The organism is Fulvivirga lutimaris (assembly GCF_009711525.1).
Taxonomy (GTDB): Bacteria; Bacteroidota; Bacteroidia; order Cytophagales; family Cyclobacteriaceae; genus Fulvivirga; species Fulvivirga lutimaris.
Map to the genome: position 1 here is coordinate 1 of NZ_SMLV01000400.1, position 20,671 is coordinate 20,671.

At 37.6% G+C, this 20,671-nt stretch carries 16 protein-coding genes; 7 read left to right on the forward strand and 9 right to left on the reverse strand.

Annotated elements, in window-relative coordinates; translation table 11 throughout:
* On the forward strand, nt 1-804 hold an 804-nt coding region (locus tag E1140_RS13720), incomplete at its 5' end, for a universal stress protein (RefSeq protein WP_155184806.1).
* 270 nt (nt 805-1,074) lie between these two features.
* Here E1140_RS13720 and E1140_RS13725 read toward each other — a convergent pair.
* The 6 genes from E1140_RS13725 to E1140_RS13750 are packed head-to-tail and all read right to left on the reverse strand — an operon-like array spanning nt 1,075 to nt 6,419.
* On the reverse strand, nt 1,075-1,437 hold the full coding sequence (locus E1140_RS13725) for a DUF2784 family protein (protein WP_155184809.1): 363 nt from the start codon (nt 1,435-1,437) through the stop codon (nt 1,075-1,077).
* Nucleotides 1,438-1,447: 10 nt separating this feature from the next.
* Nucleotides 1,448-2,371, reverse strand: coding sequence for an aspartate carbamoyltransferase catalytic subunit (locus tag E1140_RS13730; RefSeq protein ID WP_155184813.1), 924 nt, complete (start codon nt 2,369-2,371; stop codon nt 1,448-1,450).
* A complete protein-coding gene (gene pyrR, locus E1140_RS13735; RefSeq protein WP_155184816.1) occupies nt 2,371-2,919 on the reverse strand; it encodes a bifunctional pyr operon transcriptional regulator/uracil phosphoribosyltransferase PyrR in 549 nt (182 codons plus the stop codon). Before pyrR ends, E1140_RS13730 begins: the two co-directional genes overlap by 1 nt.
* Before the next feature lie 29 nt (nt 2,920-2,948).
* Nucleotides 2,949-4,493: a hypothetical protein gene (locus tag E1140_RS13740; protein ID WP_155184819.1), complete on the reverse strand. Its 1,545-nt coding sequence runs from the start codon at nt 4,491-4,493 to the stop codon at nt 2,949-2,951.
* Nucleotides 4,459-6,012, reverse strand: a complete 1,554-nt coding sequence (locus E1140_RS13745) for a hypothetical protein (RefSeq protein WP_155184822.1) — start codon at nt 6,010-6,012, stop codon at nt 4,459-4,461. Before E1140_RS13745 ends, E1140_RS13740 begins: the two co-directional genes overlap by 35 nt.
* Nucleotides 6,013-6,014: 2 nt before the next feature.
* Complete coding sequence (locus E1140_RS13750; protein ID WP_155184825.1) at nt 6,015-6,419, reverse strand: EVE domain-containing protein; 405 nt, start codon at nt 6,417-6,419, stop codon at nt 6,015-6,017.
* Between the two features lie 187 nt (nt 6,420-6,606).
* Between E1140_RS13750 and polX the strand changes: the two genes are divergently transcribed.
* From polX to E1140_RS13770, 4 genes are all read left to right on the forward strand, one after another.
* The gene (gene polX / locus E1140_RS13755) at nt 6,607-8,319 is read left to right on the forward strand and encodes a DNA polymerase/3'-5' exonuclease PolX (protein WP_155184827.1); all 1,713 of its coding nucleotides are present in this window, start codon (nt 6,607-6,609) and stop codon (nt 8,317-8,319) included.
* Nucleotide 8,320: 1 nt separating this feature from the next.
* A complete protein-coding gene (locus E1140_RS13760; protein WP_155184830.1) occupies nt 8,321-9,337 on the forward strand; it encodes a glycosyltransferase family 9 protein in 1,017 nt (338 codons plus the stop codon).
* A 154-nt stretch (nt 9,338-9,491) separates the two neighbouring features.
* Complete coding sequence (locus tag E1140_RS13765; RefSeq protein WP_155184833.1) at nt 9,492-10,376, forward strand: diacylglycerol/lipid kinase family protein; 885 nt, start codon at nt 9,492-9,494, stop codon at nt 10,374-10,376.
* A gap of 255 nt (nt 10,377-10,631) precedes the next feature.
* Nucleotides 10,632-13,034, forward strand: a complete 2,403-nt coding sequence (locus E1140_RS13770) for a TonB-dependent receptor (protein WP_155184836.1) — start codon at nt 10,632-10,634, stop codon at nt 13,032-13,034.
* On the opposite strand, the gene E1140_RS13775 is transcribed toward E1140_RS13770, so the two are convergent.
* A complete protein-coding gene (locus E1140_RS13775; RefSeq protein ID WP_155184839.1) occupies nt 13,028-14,767 on the reverse strand; it encodes an alpha/beta hydrolase in 1,740 nt (579 codons plus the stop codon). The genes E1140_RS13770 and E1140_RS13775 overlap by 7 nt on opposite strands.
* Nucleotides 14,768-14,904: 137 nt before the next feature.
* Here E1140_RS13775 and E1140_RS13780 point away from each other — a divergent pair, with 137 nt between their 5' ends.
* Nucleotides 14,905-15,573, forward strand: a complete 669-nt coding sequence (locus tag E1140_RS13780) for a hypothetical protein (protein ID WP_221412694.1) — start codon at nt 14,905-14,907, stop codon at nt 15,571-15,573.
* A 418-nt stretch (nt 15,574-15,991) separates the two neighbouring features.
* The gene (locus E1140_RS13785) at nt 15,992-17,098 is read left to right on the forward strand and encodes a DUF6544 family protein (RefSeq protein ID WP_221412695.1); all 1,107 of its coding nucleotides are present in this window, start codon (nt 15,992-15,994) and stop codon (nt 17,096-17,098) included.
* Between the two features lie 191 nt (nt 17,099-17,289).
* Here the strand turns inward: E1140_RS13785 and E1140_RS13790 are convergent, their stop codons facing one another.
* Both E1140_RS13790 and E1140_RS13795 read right to left on the reverse strand, forming a co-directional pair.
* Nucleotides 17,290-19,176, reverse strand: coding sequence for an amidophosphoribosyltransferase (locus E1140_RS13790; protein WP_155184848.1), 1,887 nt, complete (start codon nt 19,174-19,176; stop codon nt 17,290-17,292).
* A gap of 9 nt (nt 19,177-19,185) precedes the next feature.
* A complete protein-coding gene (locus tag E1140_RS13795; protein ID WP_155184851.1) occupies nt 19,186-20,640 on the reverse strand; it encodes an NADH-quinone oxidoreductase subunit N in 1,455 nt (484 codons plus the stop codon).
* Between the last annotated feature and the right edge of the window lie 31 nt (nt 20,641-20,671).

Genomic DNA, 20,671 nt, shown 5'->3' on the forward strand with positions numbered 1-20,671 from the left:
GTAAAAAAAATACTGCTGCCCATTAATTTTTCATCCTGCTCAATTAATGCATTACATTATGCAGGACATATAGCCGAAAAGTTTGAAGCCACATTACTGATTTTAAACGCGTTGGACGAAGAGACCACATCTGTTGATATTAACAATGTGGAAAAATCACCCCAGATTGACAGAATCTCCAAGCTGATTAACGATGATCCTCACCTTGTTAATATTTTAACCGATATACTCGTGACCGAAAAATCAAAAAAAGAGGCGATACTTTGGGCAGTAGACACTTTCGGTATTGATTTGATTATTATGGGTACGGATGGCATCCAAAGTCCTTATGACGAGCTTGCAGGAACATTTTCTTATAAAATCGTTTCAAGTAGTACAGTACCAGTATTAACTATCCCTCCTGAATATCAATATCAAAGTTTCAATAAAATAGGATTCGGTGTTGATTACAAGCATATAGATCATACTTCGTTGCTTGACATAATTTTAGAATTTGCTTACTCCTATGGTAGCGAAATTGAGATGTTTCACATCGAAAAATATATCGAAGAGAAAGAGTTGTTAGAAGTCTATGAATCCGCTAAGCTCAATGACTATTTCCAGGGAGTGAATCACCATTTTATGACTATAAAAAATCAATCATTATGGGAGGGGCTCAAAGAGTATATTGAAGTGAACCAACCTGACCTACTCGCTATTATGCCTAGAAAATATAGTTTCTTTGACTGGCTAAGTCATGATAGCCTTTCAAAAGAAGTGATACAGCATATCAAGTTGCCTGTACTTACATTCCCAGACAAATAAACATATGTTTAATTCTTTATTTATCTATAAATCAAATATTTAAAATGCCTATTACTATTTAGATCAATATTAAATTTCTTAAATAATGTTAAATGCCAGATTTTAAATATGTTTTTCTTTGACTTAAGTATATAATTTTACTAAACTGCCAATGGTTAAGAATTTAAAATCATCTTCAGTCTTCAATCAACTCAGAACAGAAGCACTTGGTTTTATGAAAAATAGTTTTATCTAGCCAGAGACTGCCTTGAGCTAATCCTCAGGGCAGTTTTATTTTTTAGTAAAAAAATTGATTCGCATGGAAAGGGCTATTGCAACAACAAAAGTGCTAAGGGTTATTATGTCCACCGTACTGCTGCTCCATTCAAAACCTAAAATATTGTTAGTCAGATATTTAATAAAAGAGTTAGGCAAATGCTTCTCACCCAATTGTCTTTTAATATCCCAATGCCAGTCTGTAAGTATACAATAACCCCAGCCTTTCCAGATCCCCAAGACCAACCAGGAAAACAACGTAGCAGCTACTAACCAAAGGTGTGCCTTTCGGAACTTTGGAATGATCCAGCCGAATAGATTGAAGCCAATAATTAAGATATGGATAATAAATAATAAGACATCTAAAAATGCTAGCATAGCCTACATTTTAGTTGATGCCAGCAAGAAGGTATAAAACAGCCATTCTTACAGCAACACCGTTTTCTACCTGTTCCAGAATAATGGAGTGATCTGAGTCAGCCACATCAGAATTAAGTTCTACTCCCCTGTTAATCGGGCCCGGGTGCATTATGGTAATCTCCTTATCCAGACTATCAAGCATCTTCTTATTGATGCCGTAGTATAAGGAATACTCTCGTAAGGAAGGGAAGTATTTAATATGCTGCCTTTCTAATTGAATTCTCAGCACATTAGCAACATCACACCATTCAAGTGCTTTGCGGACATCCAACTCCACTTTTATGCCTAAAGAAGCTATGTACTTGGGCAGTAAGGTTATTGGTCCACAAACCATTACCTCGGCTCCCATTTTCTGAAGTGCGAATATATTAGATAACGCCACCCTGGAGTGAAGAATATCACCTATAATAGCCACCTTAAGTCCATCAAGTTTTCCGAATTTCTGATAGATGGAAAAGGAATCTAATAGAGCTTGCGTAGGATGCTCGTGAGTACCGTCACCAGCATTTACAATATTTGCTTTTATGTTCTTCGCTAAAAAATGTGGGGCTCCGGGGCTGCTGTGCCTCATAACCACCATATCCACTTTCATAGCCAGGATATTATTAACAGTATCAAGTAGGGTCTCACCCTTCTTAACGGAAGAATTAGAAGATGAAAAGTTTACTACATCTGCTGAAAGCCTTTTCTCAGCCAGCTCAAATGATAATTTGGTTCTTGTAGAGTTCTCAAAGAACACATTGGCTATAGTAATGTCGCGTAAAGAAGGTACTTTTTTTATCGGTCTGTTGATTACCTCTTTGAAATTAGCTGCGGTCTCGAAAATGAGTTCAATGTCCTTACGGTTAATGTCTTTGATGCCAAGGAGGTGTTTCTGACTAAGTTGTGACATTATTGTGTATCCTTATTTATCAACCAAATTTTGTTCTTCTTACTTCCCAGCGCTTCAAGTTCCACCAACACCTTCTGGGTATCCAAAGTGTTGACATCAATACCTATATAATCGGCTTCAATCGGCAATTGCCTCGAGTATTTTCTATTAACCAAAGTCAGAAGCTCCACCTTACTTGGGCGACCAAATGCAATCATGGCATCCATGGCAGCTCTTACAGTTCGGCCAGTATAAAGCACATCATCTATCAAAATGACTTTTCTACCTTCTATAATAAATGGGACTTTGGTGGCATTAGCTGCAACGGGGCTATCTCTTCTTCTGAAGTCATCTCTAAAGAAGGTAGTATCTAAATAACCAAGATCTATCTTTTGGTTTGTGGTCTCTTCCAGCTTCTGATGAATCATTTCGGCCAAATGAATACCGCGCGGCTGCATACCTAAAATTGCCGTTTGTGAGAAATCACCATGATTTTCAATAAGTTGTTGACAAAGTCTATTGACTGTTATACTGAGTAGGTTGGAGTCGAGTATTAGTTTCTTTTGCATTGTCAAACTGATGCAAATATATAATTATCTCATTTGTAAATCACTTTATTGATAAAAAACACCTCTCTCTGTAGAGGAATATTATCAACACCCGGATTTTGAATTTTTTGTGTGCCGTAAACATAGAAGACATTATTATACCAAGATTCAATGCCCATTAGCTCTGTGCCTCCTTCTCTGACTACATCATTTTTATTCTTTAATGCCACTGGAGTTAACTCTTTGCCTTCCAACACCTGATCTTCACTAATAATTTTAGACCTAATAAAATCCTCATAAACATATAAAAGTGCAATCTTATCTTCACTTACACTGGCGTGCACATATTGCTCAAGTCGCTGCGACAAAACATCGTTTATCTCAAAACTATTGTCCCAAAGCAGTTTCCCTTCTTTGTCAAAACCCAGAACCACCGCATGGGTATATTTAAACCCTTCAAACACTCTTGAATTTTTAAGAATACCGTTATTGGTAGTCCACATAATTGTTCCTGACCCGTAATAAGTACCACTTACATTTTTGTATTTAGGATAAAAAGCTTCGCCTAAAAGTATATAATGATCACCCTGAGGTATAAGATCATGCACCAGGAGTCTGTAATTAAATCGGAGCCTTTTCTGTTTTATCTTCCTCCTCTCTATTCTTTCCAGTACCCTCTTTTCTCTTTTGGCGCGCATATAATTAAAGAAGTTCTTCAGGTCGGCATAGTTGTAATAAGAGATACTTTGCTCATCCTCCCTTTCAACATCAGCCATAAAAACCCCCCTTGAATAGTCAGTAGAAATACTTCTCCCATAAACACCTGCTATAATTTGCTTGCCATCTGGAAGCGTTTTAGATCGGCCGAATAAGAGCTCCTTTTTATGCTCAGGCTTTAAGTCAGTTTTCTTTACCAATACACCTTCATAATTATAGGTATACAGAAATAAGGTGGTTTGTTTTAAAATATTCCTTCCTGTTAAAAGGATGTCAAAAGTTGCATTCTTGTTCATGCTTATTTGAGCCAATTCTGAGCGATCTTCGAAAAGGCCGGGCAACACTATAGGAATGCCTTCCTGAAGGTTGAACAGGATTACAATTGGCCTGAAATTATAGTAACCACCAACTACTGCAGCATTATTATGCACTTTAAAATCAAAATATACGAATGGAATATAATTCCTTATGACAAAGCTCTCCGCCTGCCCAGTTTGCTGATCAAATGATATAAGTTCCAGATTTCTGTTCTTAACCTCATTCTTTCTGAAAAGGAAATATAATTTGCCATTACTATAATACTTACCTAATAGCTCCTGATTTTGAGGAACAGCATAAGTTCTGTTCCATTCCAAATTAAAAGCCGTATCAAGTTTAAACACTTGCCATGAAAATTCCTTTTTGGGAATATCAAGTACAGTATTAACCAAAAATGCGCCTTGATTTTTAGCAGAAATAACTTCAAAGTTTGCTCCTTCTGAATCTACCTCAAAGCGATCTGGTTGGGTTATTTGGCTAAAACCAAAATGCCCAAATAATGTAAGTAAGTGTGTGAGTACAACTTTACTTAAAAACGACTTTGTTGATAAAAAGGACATTTCTATTCCTGCTTTCTGTCTCTACTTTGTTTTCCACTTTGTGATACCCCCAGACAATAAAATTATTACCATACCAATATTCACTTCTTCCCGAACCATCAAAAGTGTGGTTGATCTTATCATATTCATTGGGCAACTTCAATGGCTCCTTATTAACCTCTACAATCGAATCTTGTTGAACTGATTGATATTTAATTTCATCTTCAGCTTTATAAATCATATTTACCATGTCACCGGTCTGCGTTAATTGCACTACCTGCTCCAATGAGTTTGTTTCAACATCTTCAATTTTCATGCTGTTATCCCATACAATATCTCCTTGCTTGTCTATCTCCACAACAATAGACTCCAGGTACTCGAAATGATCAGCATCTTCCACATTCTGAAGCCTGCTAGGCTGTTTTGCATAACTTTGAGACGCCCTATTTCTGTTCCTGATAGCATTTCGATCATCGAACCCAAAGCCATTGTAATTAGTGCCTGTGCCTCGCTCAACATACTCAGGGTCATAGATCTCAGCTGCCAGCAGGTAGCCATTTTTTGACTTTCTTACTTCATGAAGCAGCAGCTTGGAAGTGTAATTCAGTTCCTTGCCTCTTTCTGACCTTCTTTTCAGCCTTGCTCTTACACGAGCAGCCCTTTTTGGCTTCATATAATCGAAAAAGTGGTTGAGGTCTGCGAAGCTGTGGTATTTAATAATATTGTCCTGCCCCCTTGGTTTTACAATTGCCAAATAAATACCAGCTGCATAATATGACCTTCTGAAAGAATAGGTTCCTGCTATGGCAAAATTACCATCAATAAAACCACTTGATTTGGCACTTAACACAAAATGTTTGTCATCTGACTCTACCTGACGCTCAAATAGCAACTCGCCATCATCACTGTATGTTCTTAGCTTGATATAATTAGCAGCGTAATCCTTTTCTAAAGTGACAGAGTTGAAGGTGCCATTCTCGTTACTTCTTAAATCAACAATGGTACTTCTATCCTTAAAAAAGCCAGGAACAACTTCGAAGCTTTCTCCACCCATCTTATATGCCACCAATGTCGGGCTAAAGTTGACGTAACCTGCCAAAATCATTCTATCAGAAAGCATAACCAGATGGCTTAGGCTTAATGCTATTTCATTTGCTATATCATAGCGTGTAACTTCCCCATCATCAATAGAAATGGTAATCAGGTGGTAGTCATTTTTCTCCATCTCACCCCTCCTAAACAGAAAGTAGATGGTAGAATTTTTAAGGTCATACCCTTTAAAATTATACCTGGTGTCTATAGATAGTTCGATGTTCCATTTTTCAACAAGTGTGGTATCAAGAGCCACCACCTGCCACTTATCACCCTTTTTATAGTCATCCGTATCTCTAAAAATAACCACCCCTTTTTCACCGGCAGGAAGCACAGTAAAAAAATCATCTGTGTTTTTCTTCTCCAGCTCATAGATGTGCGTCTGTTTTACCTGACCAAAGGACATGGAAACGAAAAAGAAGCAACATAGAAAAAAACAGTATCTCATTATTATTGGCCCATTCCTATTATTAAATCAAACTCTTCTTTTCTAACTGGCTGAACAGAAAGCCTTGAATTCTTAACCAACACCATCTCAGACAATCTCTCTTCAGCCTTAATCATTGCTAAAGTCACTGGGTTCTTCAATTTTTCTACAGGCGCAATATCCACTACTACCCATCTGTCATCATCAGTAGTTGGATCCTGATAAAACTCCTTTACTATTTTAGCAATTCCCACCACACATTTTTCATTAACACTGTGATAGTATAGTGCCAAATCACCCACTTTCATTTCTTTCATATTGTTTCTGGCTTGATAGTTTCTCACCCCATCCCAATATGTTTTTTTGTCTTTAACCAGATCAGCCCATGCATAAGTACCCGGCTCAGATTTCATTAACCAATAGTTCATTTGCAAATACCTTTTTCTTATTCGTGAATTCCTTTTTCTTAAATTTACATAAAATCAATATTAACAATTGATATGCAGTTAAAGGTTAACAATCATCTGCAAAATTGTTTTTATTTAGGAGAATCGCTTCCCCCAAATAAGGGGACTACTCTATTTAATTGATGAGTTATAAACTAAGATTTATAAATTGGATAATAAAACAATAATTAAACTCTTGAAGAAAACAGTAGCCCTGATGGAGCTGCATGACGAAAATGAGTTTAAAGTAAAAAGCTACAACAGCGCCCTTTTTCAACTGGAGAGATTTGATGCAGCGCTGGCAAATCAAACTAAAGCAGAACTTGAAGCTATAAGTGGAGTAGGCAAAAGCATTGCCTCGGCAATAGACGAGATCAACACCAAAGGTCAACTTACTCTTCATGATGAGCTGGAAAGCAAAACGCCAGAAGGGATCTTAGAGATCATGGAATTGAAAGGTGTAGGGGCTAAAAAAATTAAGCAGCTATGGCAAGAGCTGGACATCACTTCTATAGACCAGCTATTTGAAATTGCAGAAAATGGCGAGCTATCAAAGCAGAATGGTTTCGGAGCCAAAACCGCTGAAAATATCAAAAGTGCCATTTTATTAAGGAAAGAAAACGAAGGTAAGCTGCTTTTTGCACAGGCTGAGCCTATCAGCAAATATTTTATTGATGCTATTAAGGCCATCGATGCTAATGTTCTAGTGTCTCCAACAGGGTCGTTCAGGAGAAAAATGGAGATCATAGATGAATTAACTTTTTTGTTAGGAAGTGATGATTTCGAACATCTTAATGATATAATATCCCAAATTCAAGGCTTAGAAATTGATGCTAAAAAATCGAGTCCTTTTGCTGTTCGGGGAAAGTATGAAAAGTCAGATATTGTCTTCCTCTTTTGTGGGGTTGACGATTTTCAAAAGCAGCTTTTTCTTACCACCGGCTCTCCTGAGCATTTAGCCCAGAAAGTGAAAGATGGTAAGTCATTAAAGGCGCTATTAGGTTTCAAGAAAATACAGAAAGAGAAAGAGGTCTATGACTTGGCTGACCTGCCTTTCATTGCACCCGAACTTAGAGAAAGCTCTACCAACTTAGAAAAAATTAAAGCTGATGGTCTTCCGGAGCTTATAGAGATGGAAGACCTTAAAGGCATCTTGCACAACCATTCTACCTATAGTGACGGGCAGCATACGCTGGAGGAAATGGCCATGGAATGTCAGCGGTTGGGTTATGAGTATCTTGGAATAACCGACCACAGCAAGTCTTCCTTCTATTATGCAAATGGCCTATATGAAAACAGAGTGGCAGATCAGCAGAAGGAAATTGATGATCTAAACTCGAAAATGAAGCCTTTCAAAATATTCAAAGGCATTGAATGTGATATTTTACCAGATGGAAGCTTGGATTACAGCAACGATGTACTTGCGAGTTTCGATTTCATTGTATCTTCAATCCACTCTGCTATGAGCATGGATAAAATAAAAGCAACAGAAAGAGTATTAAAGGCCGTTGAAAACCCTTTTACAACTATCCTTGGTCACATGACTGGCCGATTACTCTTAAAAAGACCGGGTTATCCTGTGGATCACCAGGCAATTATTGAAGCCTGCGCCAAAAACAATGTGGCCATTGAAATTAACGCCAACCCTTGGCGATTGGACATTGACTGGCGCTGGGTCAACTATGCCATTGAAAAAGGTGTAATGCTAAGCATCAACCCGGATGCACATAAAATGGAGGGCTATGCAGACATGTATTACGGATTACAAGTAGGCAGAAAAGGCGGACTTACTAAAGCTAATAATCTGAACAGCCTTTCGCTAAAAGAAATAGATGAATTCTTCACTAAAAGAAAAGCCAACGCATTAAGCCTGGTGAGCTAATATGAGTCCAAAAAAAATATTAGTCATCCGCTTTTCTTCCATTGGTGATATTGTGCTTACTACACCAGTAGTGAGAAATCTGAAAACCCAGCTGACAGATTGTGAGGTTCACTATCTCACCAAATCATCATTCCGGACTATTATAGATAACAACCCATACATAGATAAAGCACACTATCTTGATGGTAATCTTGGTCAGCTAATTTCTGCGTTAAAGAAAGAGAAGTTTGACGCTGTCATAGACCTCCATAATAACCTAAGAACCAGAATTATAAAAGCTAGACTCGGGGTTAAAAGCCACACCTTCAAAAAGCTCAATTGGGAGAAATGGTTGAAGGTTAACTTGAAGATTGACAAGCTCCCAAACCGACATATTGTAGACCGGTATATGGATACCGTCTCAGGCTTTGGTGTAAAAATGGATGCCTTAGGTCTTGATTATTTTATACCTGAAGCAGATGAAGTGCCTATGGATTGGCTGCCTGAAACCCACAGAAAAGAGTATGTGGCATATGCTATTGGCGCACAACATGGCACCAAAAGACTACCATTAAAACGCATGATTGAGCTTTGTGATAAAATCAATAAGCCTGTAGTTTTATTGGGTGGAACTGATGATGCTGAAAACGCCAATAAAATAGAAAGTTTCTTCCAGAAAACAACCAAGTCAGAGCCAATGGAAGAAGGCCTTACCAGGCTTAACAAAAAAACCATCATTTATAATGCGTGTGGCAAATACAACCTGAACCAATCAGCCTCCTTGGTAAAACAGGCCACTCATGTATTCAGCCATGATACCGGACTTATGCATATTGCAGCAGCCTTCAAAAAACAGGTTTTCAGCATTTGGGGTAACACCATACCCTCATTTGGCATGTACCCTTACCGTACGAAGTTTACTGTGTTTGAAAACAATAAAATCGACTGCCGGCCGTGCTCAAAAATCGGGTTTGACAAATGTCCTAAAGGCCATTTCAAATGCATGAATGATTCAGTATTTGATTTTTATCTTCCTTGAGTGGTAAGAATTAGACTTTGAGCGTTCAGAAAACTTAAAATAATATGACAATTTCACTTTCATCAACTCGTCTTCTTTGCTATTCTTACATTCAAATAAAGAGGGCGTTTAATTAGCGCTAATTGATCATGAGCAGTTATCAAAAGTTGGTATAATGAAAGAAATGATAGCAATAAAAGATATCCTTTTCATTATCAATCCTCACTCAGGGAAGCAGAATCCTGACAAAATAATTAAAGCACTCTTAAATTACGATCCTCAAATTCAATACTTCATAAGTAATTCAAAAGATGAGTTTGATGATTTTATGAGCAATGCCATTCAAGACTACAAGGTATTAGTCATATGTGGTGGTGATGGCACATTAAACAATGTATTAAAATACACAATTGATAATGATAACATCATCTTAGCTATCTTACCCAGTGGCTCTGGAGATGGTTTTGCAAAGGAAATTGGCTTTAAAAAAGATCTTAATATTTTGATGTCACAGATCGAATTGGGACAAACTCAATTGATAGATCTGGTGTCTGTGAATAAGGTGTTTTCATGTAATATGATTGGCTTGGGTATTGATAGTAAGGTTGCAGATGACTTTAAAAACTTAAAAAGGCGTGGACTACTCTCCTACATAGTTTTAACAATTAAGGCCTATTTTAATTACACGCCAATAATGGCTGAGATAAAATTTGATGACTCTAAAATATCAGGTTTTTATCAGATGATCAATGTAGCGAATACAAGACAGTTTGGAAATAATGTTTATATCGCGCCACAAGCAATTTTTGATGATGGAATCCTGGAAGTAGTACTGGTTAAGCCATTACCTTTTTACTACATACCAGTCTTTATCTACCGAATTCTTACCTGTACACTTAAAGCTTCAAAGTATATCGAGTTCGTTAAAACCTCCAGGTTAACTATCACTTCTGACTCCAAAACATATCATGTTGATGGAGAACCTCTCCCAATGCCAGATTCACTAAATATTTCTATCAATAGAAAATTCAAAATAATAAGTACGCAAAAATTTAAATAGCAATAGTGTTAATACTGTGACTCAAAACAGAATTTGACAAATGTCCTAAAGGTCATTTCAAATCTATGAATGATTCAGTATTTGATTTTTATCTGCCTTGAATTCTATTCCATTTCTTACATCACTCAATTATTGAGAAGTTTATAACCTTCTAGTTATTAGCAATTTATAAATATTAATATTACATTGAAACAGGTAGCACCGCCTCTCTACCTAATTGGTAATTATTATTCCTTCTAATTCAATATTTCTGCTATGAAAAATGGTGCTACATTCCTGCTTATCTGCATTTCCTTCTCCTTACAGGCACAATTTCAAGTTTCTGGTAAATATGTTGATGGCAATCAAGCTCCCTTACCTTATGCCAATGTGTTACTTTTGAATAGCTCTGATTCGACCCTTGTAAAAGGAGACATAACAGACACCTCGGGAAAATTCATGATTAGCACTTCCAAATCAGGGCCATTTATCTTGCAGATTAAGTTTATAGGCTATAAAGATGTTTATACAGATATCTTTCAACTGACATCAGCAAATCCATCAAAAAAGTACGACAATCTGATAGGAACAGAGGATTCTAAGCAATTAAGCGAAGTAGTTATTGAAGCCGAAAAGCCACTCTTCGAACAAAAAATTGATAGAACCATCATCAATGTTGAAAGCAATATCAGTGCTTCAGGTGGTTCCACGCTGGATGTATTAGCGAGGTCCCCTGGTATAACAGTAGACAGAATGAATAACTCCATTGCACTGGCTGGCAAGCAAGGAGTCAGGATAATGATTAATGGGAAAATATCGCAAATGCCATTGGATGCAGCAGTGCAAATGCTGGATGGTATGAATGCTGAAAGTCTGGAAAAAATTGAACTAATAACAACACCTCCAGCAAAATATGAAGCACAAGGCGATGCCGGTATGATCAATATTGTACTCAAAAAATCCATTGATACCGGAACAAATGGCAACCTCTCTCTTTTCTCAGGATACGGCCGGAAAGAAAAGTATGGTGGAAGTATCAACTTTAATAATAGAAGCGAAAAATTCAACATCTATGGCGACTATGCTTACAGAATGAATGTAACTCAACAGCTTTTTACTGGCGACCGCAGTGTTCTTATCAATAATGATTTGAATGTCTACGATACAGACAACGACCGTGATGCATTTACCCGCGTGCATAATGGGCGAATTGGGATAGATTGGAACATTGGCAAGAAGACGACAATAGGAGGTCTCATAAGTGCTTTTGACAGGAATTGGGAAATGGATGCTCTTGCTGATATTTATCAATACAACAGCACATCTACTCAAAGAACCACAATGAGTACGTTTGAAATAAATAAATGGCTCTTGCTATTAGGTAATTTTAATATCACGCATGATATTAACGATAAACAATCACTCTCAATAGACCTAGATTACATAGATTACGACTCAGAGAACCCAACAGATTATGATCAGAATTATTTTGATCAGCAAGGAGCTTTATCAAATACAATAGGACTTACCAGCAAGAAAAAAACACCCATTAAAACTTGGGTAAGCAAAATAGATTACTCTTTTAAAATAAGTGAAAAGGTAAACCTTGAGGCTGGTGGTAAGTATTCATCATCGAGACTTAATAATGATATAATTGTTGAAAACTTAGAAAATGGAATCTTAGTTAGAGACGACAATCTAACAAGTCTTGCTGATATGGAAGAAGATATCTCTGCTGGATATTTGGCTTCAACCATAAATGTTTCAGAAAAAATTGATATACAAGCAGGTTTGAGATATGAGCATACTATCACAAACATAGACACCGAGAAAGCACAGAATGTAGTAGATAGAAATTTTGGAAACTGGTTTCCGAGCGTATTCTTTCAAAACACGATTAACAAAAACAATAGCTTTGTACTTTCTTATAGCCGAAGAATTACCAGACCTTCATTCTTCCAAATTGCACCTTTCGTAATTTTTCTAGATCCTAATAGCTTTTGGAGTGGAAATGAGAGCTTGCTACCGGCTCTGACTGATGCTTTTAAAGCCGAATATAGATTTAAGTCTATCCTTCTTTCATTGCAATATAGCCATGATAAAAACTCAATATCATTATTTCAACCGCGTATAAATGAAGATAATAAGCAAGTAAGCAAGGCTGAGAATCTTGATTATAGAAACAATTATAGTGTGAATTTGTCTGTCCCTTTTTCTATAACCAAATGGTGGGAATGGCAGATTAATGGAGCTTTTAACTACATAAACCTGAAGGCCATTTATTTGGACAATCCTGTAGACCTTACCATCAAAAATTTGACTTTTAACGGATCTCAAAAATTCTCCCTACCTCACAAGTTCACTATTGAATTATCTGGATATTATCAATCCAAGCAACTTTTTGGAGTCTCAGAGCTTAAAGCACTAGGTGCTTTAAATTTCGGACTTGAGAAGAAGTTCTCAAACAGCCAATTAAGAATTGCATACAACGATATTTTTGAAACCAGTCAATGGTACTTCACCGCCAATATTCCTGAAGCCAACATAAACAGTAATACACATATAGGGTTCGAAACCAATGTATTGATGATCACTTACTCAAGATCCTTTGGTAACAACAATATCAAAAAGCGCAACAAATCAACAGGTTCAGAAGAAGAGCAAAGCAGATTTCAATAACGCCAACTCTTCAAATCAGCACCCTTTGGAGCGCTTGCTTCTATCCTTTTAAGGATTTTAGGAACATACATGGTATTATAACGCAACCTTGAAATGTGATTTGGATTCTCCTGATCACCATTCCAGCAATGCTCTGCTCTGTCACCATAGTCTACCTCACCATTATAATAAGGCTCCTCGGTAGCTTCTAAAACCTCTTCTATCAAATACACAGCATTATTGAGGTAGTAGTTATCCATATCCCCACAATACACATGAATTTTTCCTTCCAGCTTAGGGCCTAAAGTCTCCCAATCCCTTTTGATGATATGGCTCAGGTCATAATTCTCCTTCCAGTACTCAGTAACCTCTTTGTTGATCTCACCGGTTTTCTTATCCCATAACCTTACCGGATAACCATCTTCACCTTGCGGTGAATAAGTAGCCTCCCAAATGTCAAACTGCTGGCCAGACCGGCTTTTGGTGCCTAGTACCAGTTCTCTTAAATTCATATCTTCAGTAGTGGCATCAACTCTGCCTAGATAATTTCTGTGCCCAGGACGCAAAGGCTTCTTAAAGTCGCTGGTATAGTAATAGGCATTATCATCATTATAAATATCCATTGAAGTATATGCTCTAAAATCTACCGGATCAGGACAAGCTGCAAAGCAGCCGTTGTACTCATCAGGATACATCACCTGCACTGCCAAGGCCTCCCATCCGCCTGTCGAGCCACCATATAAGAACCTTGCCCAGCCTTCACCAATGCCTCTGAACTGTTCTTCAATATGTGGAATCAGCTCATAGGTTATAGCATCACCATAAGGACCCTGACTGGCAGAGTTCACCGCATAAGAATCATCATAATAAGGCGTTGGGTGCTGTATTTCAATGATAATCATTCTTGGAAAATCAGGGCCAGTCCATTTTTTGTAAAAGTCATAAGCCTCTTGCTGCATCATAACGTTATAGCCATCCACCCCGAAACGTGCGCTGTATTCAGGCTTCATGTCCGGGTCTGGTGGAGAAGTTCTAAAACCGCCAAAATCTGAAGGGAAATGACCGTGAAAGATCATCAATGGATATTTAGCCTCAGGGTGCTCATCAAAACCTTCAGGTAATAAAACATGAGCACCTAAATAAGTGTCCTCACCCCAAAACTTGGAGAGCAGGTCACTTTTCATCTTAATGTGTTTGATGTATTTGGTATCCTCAGGGCTTTCAATTGGAGGTATAATCTGATCAAGGCTGATCTTGAAATCTCCATCATTGGTGCCTATCTCAATAGCCATAGGTTTGCTATAAATATTACCGGGTTTTCTGTTCCACTGCTGACCTTCACCCATATCAGGTGGTAGCATTACCTTGTGCCCTGTAGACAGGTTAAACTCCTTATACCTGTTCAGTATGGCCTGCACATAGTACTTTCCTGCCGGTATATCGCTCATGGTTTTAATAGGATAGCCATAAGTATCACCTTCAAATACCAAAGCATTTTGGCCATTCCAATTTTCTACATCAAGGCCAAAGCCTAATTGGGTATTAGGGCCATCGGTTAGAGAAAATCTTGGCTCACGATCATCAGATTTTGATAGTAAAAGGATGAGTCTTCCGGTCTGATCACCTTCTACAAGATTTTGATCAAAGGTTAATTCAAAATTTAGCTTTGACTCCGGCTCCGTTTTGGTGCAACTCTGAATAGCAAACAGTAGCAACAACAGACCTGAAAAATAGAATGATTTAGGGTGTGACATGGGTTTAAGGTTTTGATTGATATTAAGACAAGGTAACATAACCTTAAAGCAGTTCAAACAAGAAATACATGAGTGGGGAAATATTTGTAAACCCGTAGTTATGGCATATCTTGCTAATCGAATATAACAAACGCTCAGTGTCTGCTATTTCAAGATATTTAGAAATAACGAACATTAATGCTTGTTATATAATTGTTGTGGCCAATTGTTTAATGACATTGAGACATCTAATAATAACAGTATTTATATTGACTCCTTTCCTAAGTTTCTCCCAGCGGACAAACATTGAGGAAAAAGCAATGGACTACTACATTAAAAACATTCATGACAAAGGAGATAAATTAAAATCGACTGGTCAGATTGAAATTGAGAAAGTTCCAAACTATGTCGGACATGTTATCTCAAACTATTTTGTTTGCAAAAGGCGACAAGTAAGAAATGACACAGCACAAGTTAAATTATACTATAATGAGTACATGAGGCTTGGGACAACAGCGACAGGAGAATTGGATACGCTTGATTTAAAAAGCTTGACAGTTAAATTAAAAAACCCAATAAAAAAGGTCGAGAGACTTAAATTTCAGAAACTAAGGGGTGGATTCGCAGGACTTTGCAGACGAATGACAAATAAAATGTTTGGAGAACCTTTTAACATTTATTTCTTCAGACATATTGGGTTCGAGGGACGTTATTACACCAGAATTGACATAATAAAGAAAGACGGAGAATACGGACGACAACTTTGGTTCAAACTAAATGACAGTGGAGAAGTATTAGATTGGTGTGAGGACGGTTGGATACAATGACGGAGAAACAACTGGCCACAACAAAATGTTTATGCAATGTGGGGGTTTGGTGTTAAATTAAAGTTTATGTTTCAAAATGTAGTTTGGTCACGGGGACAATTCGGAGCAGGTCGGGCTTAACATTCCGCTTCGCTTCATTTTTAAGCCCCCAGCTAGCGCTCGTTTCCAAAACGAGTGTATTTATCCAACTTATAGAACTATTTCCTACCAGTTAAAAGGCTTTTAATTATGACAATTGTCAGAGTTAGATCCACATCAATCAATTTCTTATGATCTTAATCAAGATCTACCTAAAATAGCCTTAAAGCCACTTATGAGCATGGTAAAATGTACTAAATTAGTAGAAATCAGTTCTGAGACAACTGGGATTTTCACTAAAAAAATCAGCGGTAATCAGAACAAAAAAATCACACCTAAAATGAGAATAGCATTTTCAATATTTGTGATAATACATGGGCTCATCCACCTAATGGGTTTTGTAAAAGGGTTTGGGATTAAAGATGTAAAGGAATTAACCCTGCCAATCTCAAAACCATTCGGACTTATTTGGTTTATCGCAAGTATACTGTTTGTAATATATGGGATACTCTTCTTTCTCAATACTAAATATGCCTGGCTTTTTGGAACCATAACGGTCGTTATATCTCAAGCCATAATCTTCTATTTTTGGAAAGACGCGAAGTTTGGCACCATCCCCAATGCTATAACATTTATAGTGATTGTTATCAGTTTAGGGTCATTCTTAATAAAAAGTGAATTTACATCAAGGGTGCAAGCTGACTTTTCAAATAACAATACTTTTGCCACGGATATTTTAACTGAAAATGACATCTCTCATTTACCAGCACTGGTGCAAGAATACCTCAGATATACAAAATCGGTTGGTCAACAAAAGGTTAAAAACTTCCGGGCTGAATTTGCTGGCATTTTACGTTCATCACCAGATGATAAAGGAATGAATGTAAGTTCAGTTCAATACAATTTTTATCAGAATCCATCACGCTACTATTATATCTCAGCCACAAAAATGGGCTTGCCTGCCACTGCACTGCATATATACCAAAATGAAACAGCCACATTTCAAGTAAAATTGCTCAACTGGATTAATGTCGTTGATGCCAGGGGAGAAAAAATGAATCAGGGAGAAACAGTCACATTATTTAACGATATGTGCATTATAGCTCCTGCTACCCTAATTGACAAAAGAATAGAATGGGAAGTCATAAGCGACTCTGTGGTAAAAGCATATTTTACAAATGGACGGATTAAAATAAGTGCTGAACTTTATTTTAATGAAAAACATGAACTTGTGAATTTCATCAGTATCGACAGGTATGAAACTGATGGGAAATCTTATACTCAATATCCTTGGTCAACACCCGTAGAAAACTATCAAATGATAAATGGATATCTATTACCCAGTAAAGGGAAAGCAACATATCATAAACCTGATGGTGATTTTACCTATGCGGAATTAGAATATAAAAGTGTGGCGTATAATTTGGATTTTCCTCAATCAGATTAACCCCATTTGCTATCCTTCCTAAAGCAAGTGCATTGACACTTATTGCTTATTTCCCATCTTCAAGGTAACCTTCTATGGCTGGTTACCTCAATTCTTTAGTTAATTATGAATTAAATTTAGAATCAACTTCATTAAACAAAAAGGCACCCATGGGGTGCCTTTGTTACTTAATATAATCTTCATTCTATTTCTTAGTAAGCCCTTACCAGCTTTCCTTCCATATAGTTGACAAATGCCTGATTGGCTACGCGCATCCCTCCTTTTGTTGGGAAATTGCCCGTAAAATACCAGTCACCAGTATGGTTTTTACATGCTTTATGAAGGTTAGGCACTGTCTGGTAAATAACATCCAAGTCTGCCGTCATGGCTTCAGGCTTCACAATTTCAGCAATTTTGTCAGATATCTCTTGTGGTGTGAATTGCTCATAAAGTTCATTTACCTGATTCACTGCTTCCTTCTTAGACAAGGCATGCAGACATTTATCACGAACTTCTTCCAGCTTATATTCAAGACCTCTGTCTTTCAACAACTTCACCATAGCTCTGAAAGCTACAAACTCGCTGATTTTAGACATGTCTATACCATAGCAATCAGGGAACCTGATCTGCGGTGCAGAAGAAACAATCACTATTTTCTTCGGCTCTAATCTGTTAAGCATGGTAAGAATACTCTTTTCAAGTGTAGTACCTCTCACAATAGAGTCATCCAAAACCACTAAAGTATCAATGCCTTTTCTCACCACTTCATAAGTAGTATCATAAACATGAGCTACCATCTCATCCCGATGTGAGTCATCGGTAATAAAGGTTCTTAGCTTAGCGTCTTTGATTACTATCTTCTCTACCCTAGGTCGGAAAGACAAGAAGTCTTCGCGCTCACCAACAAAAGGCTTTCCGTCAATAAAGACTTCCTTTTGTTTGGCAGTTAGATAATCTTCCATTCCCTGCATCATTCCTAAAAAGGCGGTCTCAGCAGTGTTTGGGATATATGAAAATACGGTATTCTTTAAATCGTAATTGATAGACTGAAGGATCTGAGGAACCAGTAGCCTTCCTAGCTCTTTTCGCTCCTGATAGATATCAGGGTCTGTGCCTCTGGAGAAATAAATACGCTCGAAACTGCAAGCTGTCTTCTCCAATGGCTTAATAAACTGCTGCTGACTATAATCGCCATTCTTCTTTATGATCAAGGCATGGCCAGGATCAATCTCTTTTATCTCCGCATAGTCAACATCAAAGGCTGTTTTTATCGCAGGCTTCTCAGAAGCAACCACAATCACCTCATCATCTGCATAGTAGTAAGCAGGACGAATACCCGATGGATCACGTGCCACAAAAGCATCACCGTGACCTACCATTCCTCCCATCACATAACCACCATCAAAGTCTTTACAGGCCCTGCTCAGTACTTTCACAAGATCAAGCTCACTTTCAATTAATTCAGTAATCTCCTTATTGGTGTACTCTTCCTTATATTTTCTAAAAATCTCGTTATTATCTTCATCTAAAAAGTGGCCTATTTTTTCCATTACCGTAACGGTATCCACTTTTTCTTTCGGGTGCTGGCCGAGTTTTACCAGAATATCAAAAAGCTCATCAACATTGGTCATATTGAAGTTACCCGCCACAACCAGGTTTCTGCTTCTCCAGTTGTTCTGTCTTAAAAATGGGTGACAGTTTTCAACGCTGTTTTTACCATGGGTTCCGTACCTCAAATAACCTAACCAAACTTCACCGGTGAAAGCGCAATTCTCTTTCATCCAGTTTTCATCATAGTACAAATCGCCACCTTCCTTTTTGGCCTTTCTGTACTTACGACCTATTTTCTCAAATATGCCCTTGATTGGTTCGTGCTCTATTGAGCGGTACCTGCTGATATATCGCAGTCCTGGTTTTTGGTTGATTTTGATGTTTGCAATTCCAACGCCATCCTGCCCTCTGTTGCGTTGCTTCTCCATCAAAATGTACATCTTGTTCATGGCGTAGGTTGGTGAGCCATACTTTTCGATGTAGTAAGAAAGTGGTTTTCTAAGCCTAACCATGGCTATGCCACATTCATGTTTTATGCTATCACTCATGCACTGGAATTAAAAAGCAAAACTAACACTATTAATCATTCCCATCAACCAGTCTGGTTTAAAGAATATCAACAATATCGCTAAAACCAATAACCCTCCCAAAAAATTCTCTAACGATAGATTATTTTTATGCGCAACCACACTATCAGCCCCTGTGCGGAAGATCATATAGAAAGGAATTTTGAGATAATAGAAAAGAGATATCACAGTATTGACCAAACCAAAGATCAATAAATAAAACAGCCACTGATTTCCTGTAGTGCTATAGCTGTCCCAAATAGAAGAAAAAACCAGATATTTAGCCGTAAAACCTCCTGTTGGTGGCAATCCTGCCAATGAAATCATAAATATCAAAAAGATGATCGATAGAAACGGATAGGTATTTATCAAACCTTTATAATCCTCCACTTTGGTAAAATTGTGCTTCACTTCGAAATACTGAACCAATAAGAAAGCTCCTAAATTCATAGTAAGATAAACAGAAGCGTAGAACAGCACATGTTGCAAGGCAGTTTCTGAGAAAGCAGCAAAACCAGCAAGTAAAAATCCAGTATGAGCAATTGAAGAATAGGCCAGCATCCTTTTCACATTCGACTGCCAAATGGCAGAAAAATTTCCAACCACCAAAGTGAGCATAGCTGTAATGCTTAGTAAGGTAAACCAGTTAACAGGTCCCTGACCAAACAAGTTAAACACAAGCACCACTTTGGTTAAAATTGCGAAGCCCGCCAATTTAGGAACAACAGAAAAATAGGCCACCGCAGAGGTAGGCGCTGAGGTATAGATATCTGGTGCCCAAATGTGAAATGGAAAGGCTGCTATTTTGAAAAACAACCCTGCAAGTACTAGTACAAAGCTGACTATTAAAGGCAGTGGTTCTGCTTCCAGCAATGCATCTAAAAACTGCTGCGATGGATACTCCAAAGTAAGTGTTTGAGCATAGAGCAATGACATGCCATAAAGCATAACTGCAGAGGCTGCAGCACCAAATAGCAAATACTTCAAACCAGATTCTGCACTACCTCTATTAAAGGCAAATGTGGTGATAATATAAGAAGCAATAGAGATCACCTCTACGCTCAAAAAGATCATGAGCAAGTTAGAGGACATGATCAGAAGATTGGCACCAATTAAAATTGTCAGAATCAGCGTTAAGAACTCTGCCAACCGCTTTTGTTCTTTATTAATAGTGGCAATTAAAATGACTACTAAGGTCGAGACCGATAATAGCATTTTCCAAAAAGCCGCGTAGCTATTGAGTAAAATTAAATTAAAGAATCCTGAAACCGGCTGTGTCGTGTCAAAGTATTGATGTGTAACCAGGTAAAGCTCCACTAATACGCCCACGAATGTAAGGGTTATTAAAACGCCTCTTTTTTCCTTTACTACAAGATCAACCAGTACCAAAATAACAAGCAGGCATACCAGAAAAAGTTCAGGCAGAATAACCTGAAAATACTGCATGATCAATTCCAGTTTTAAGCCTAAACCCTCC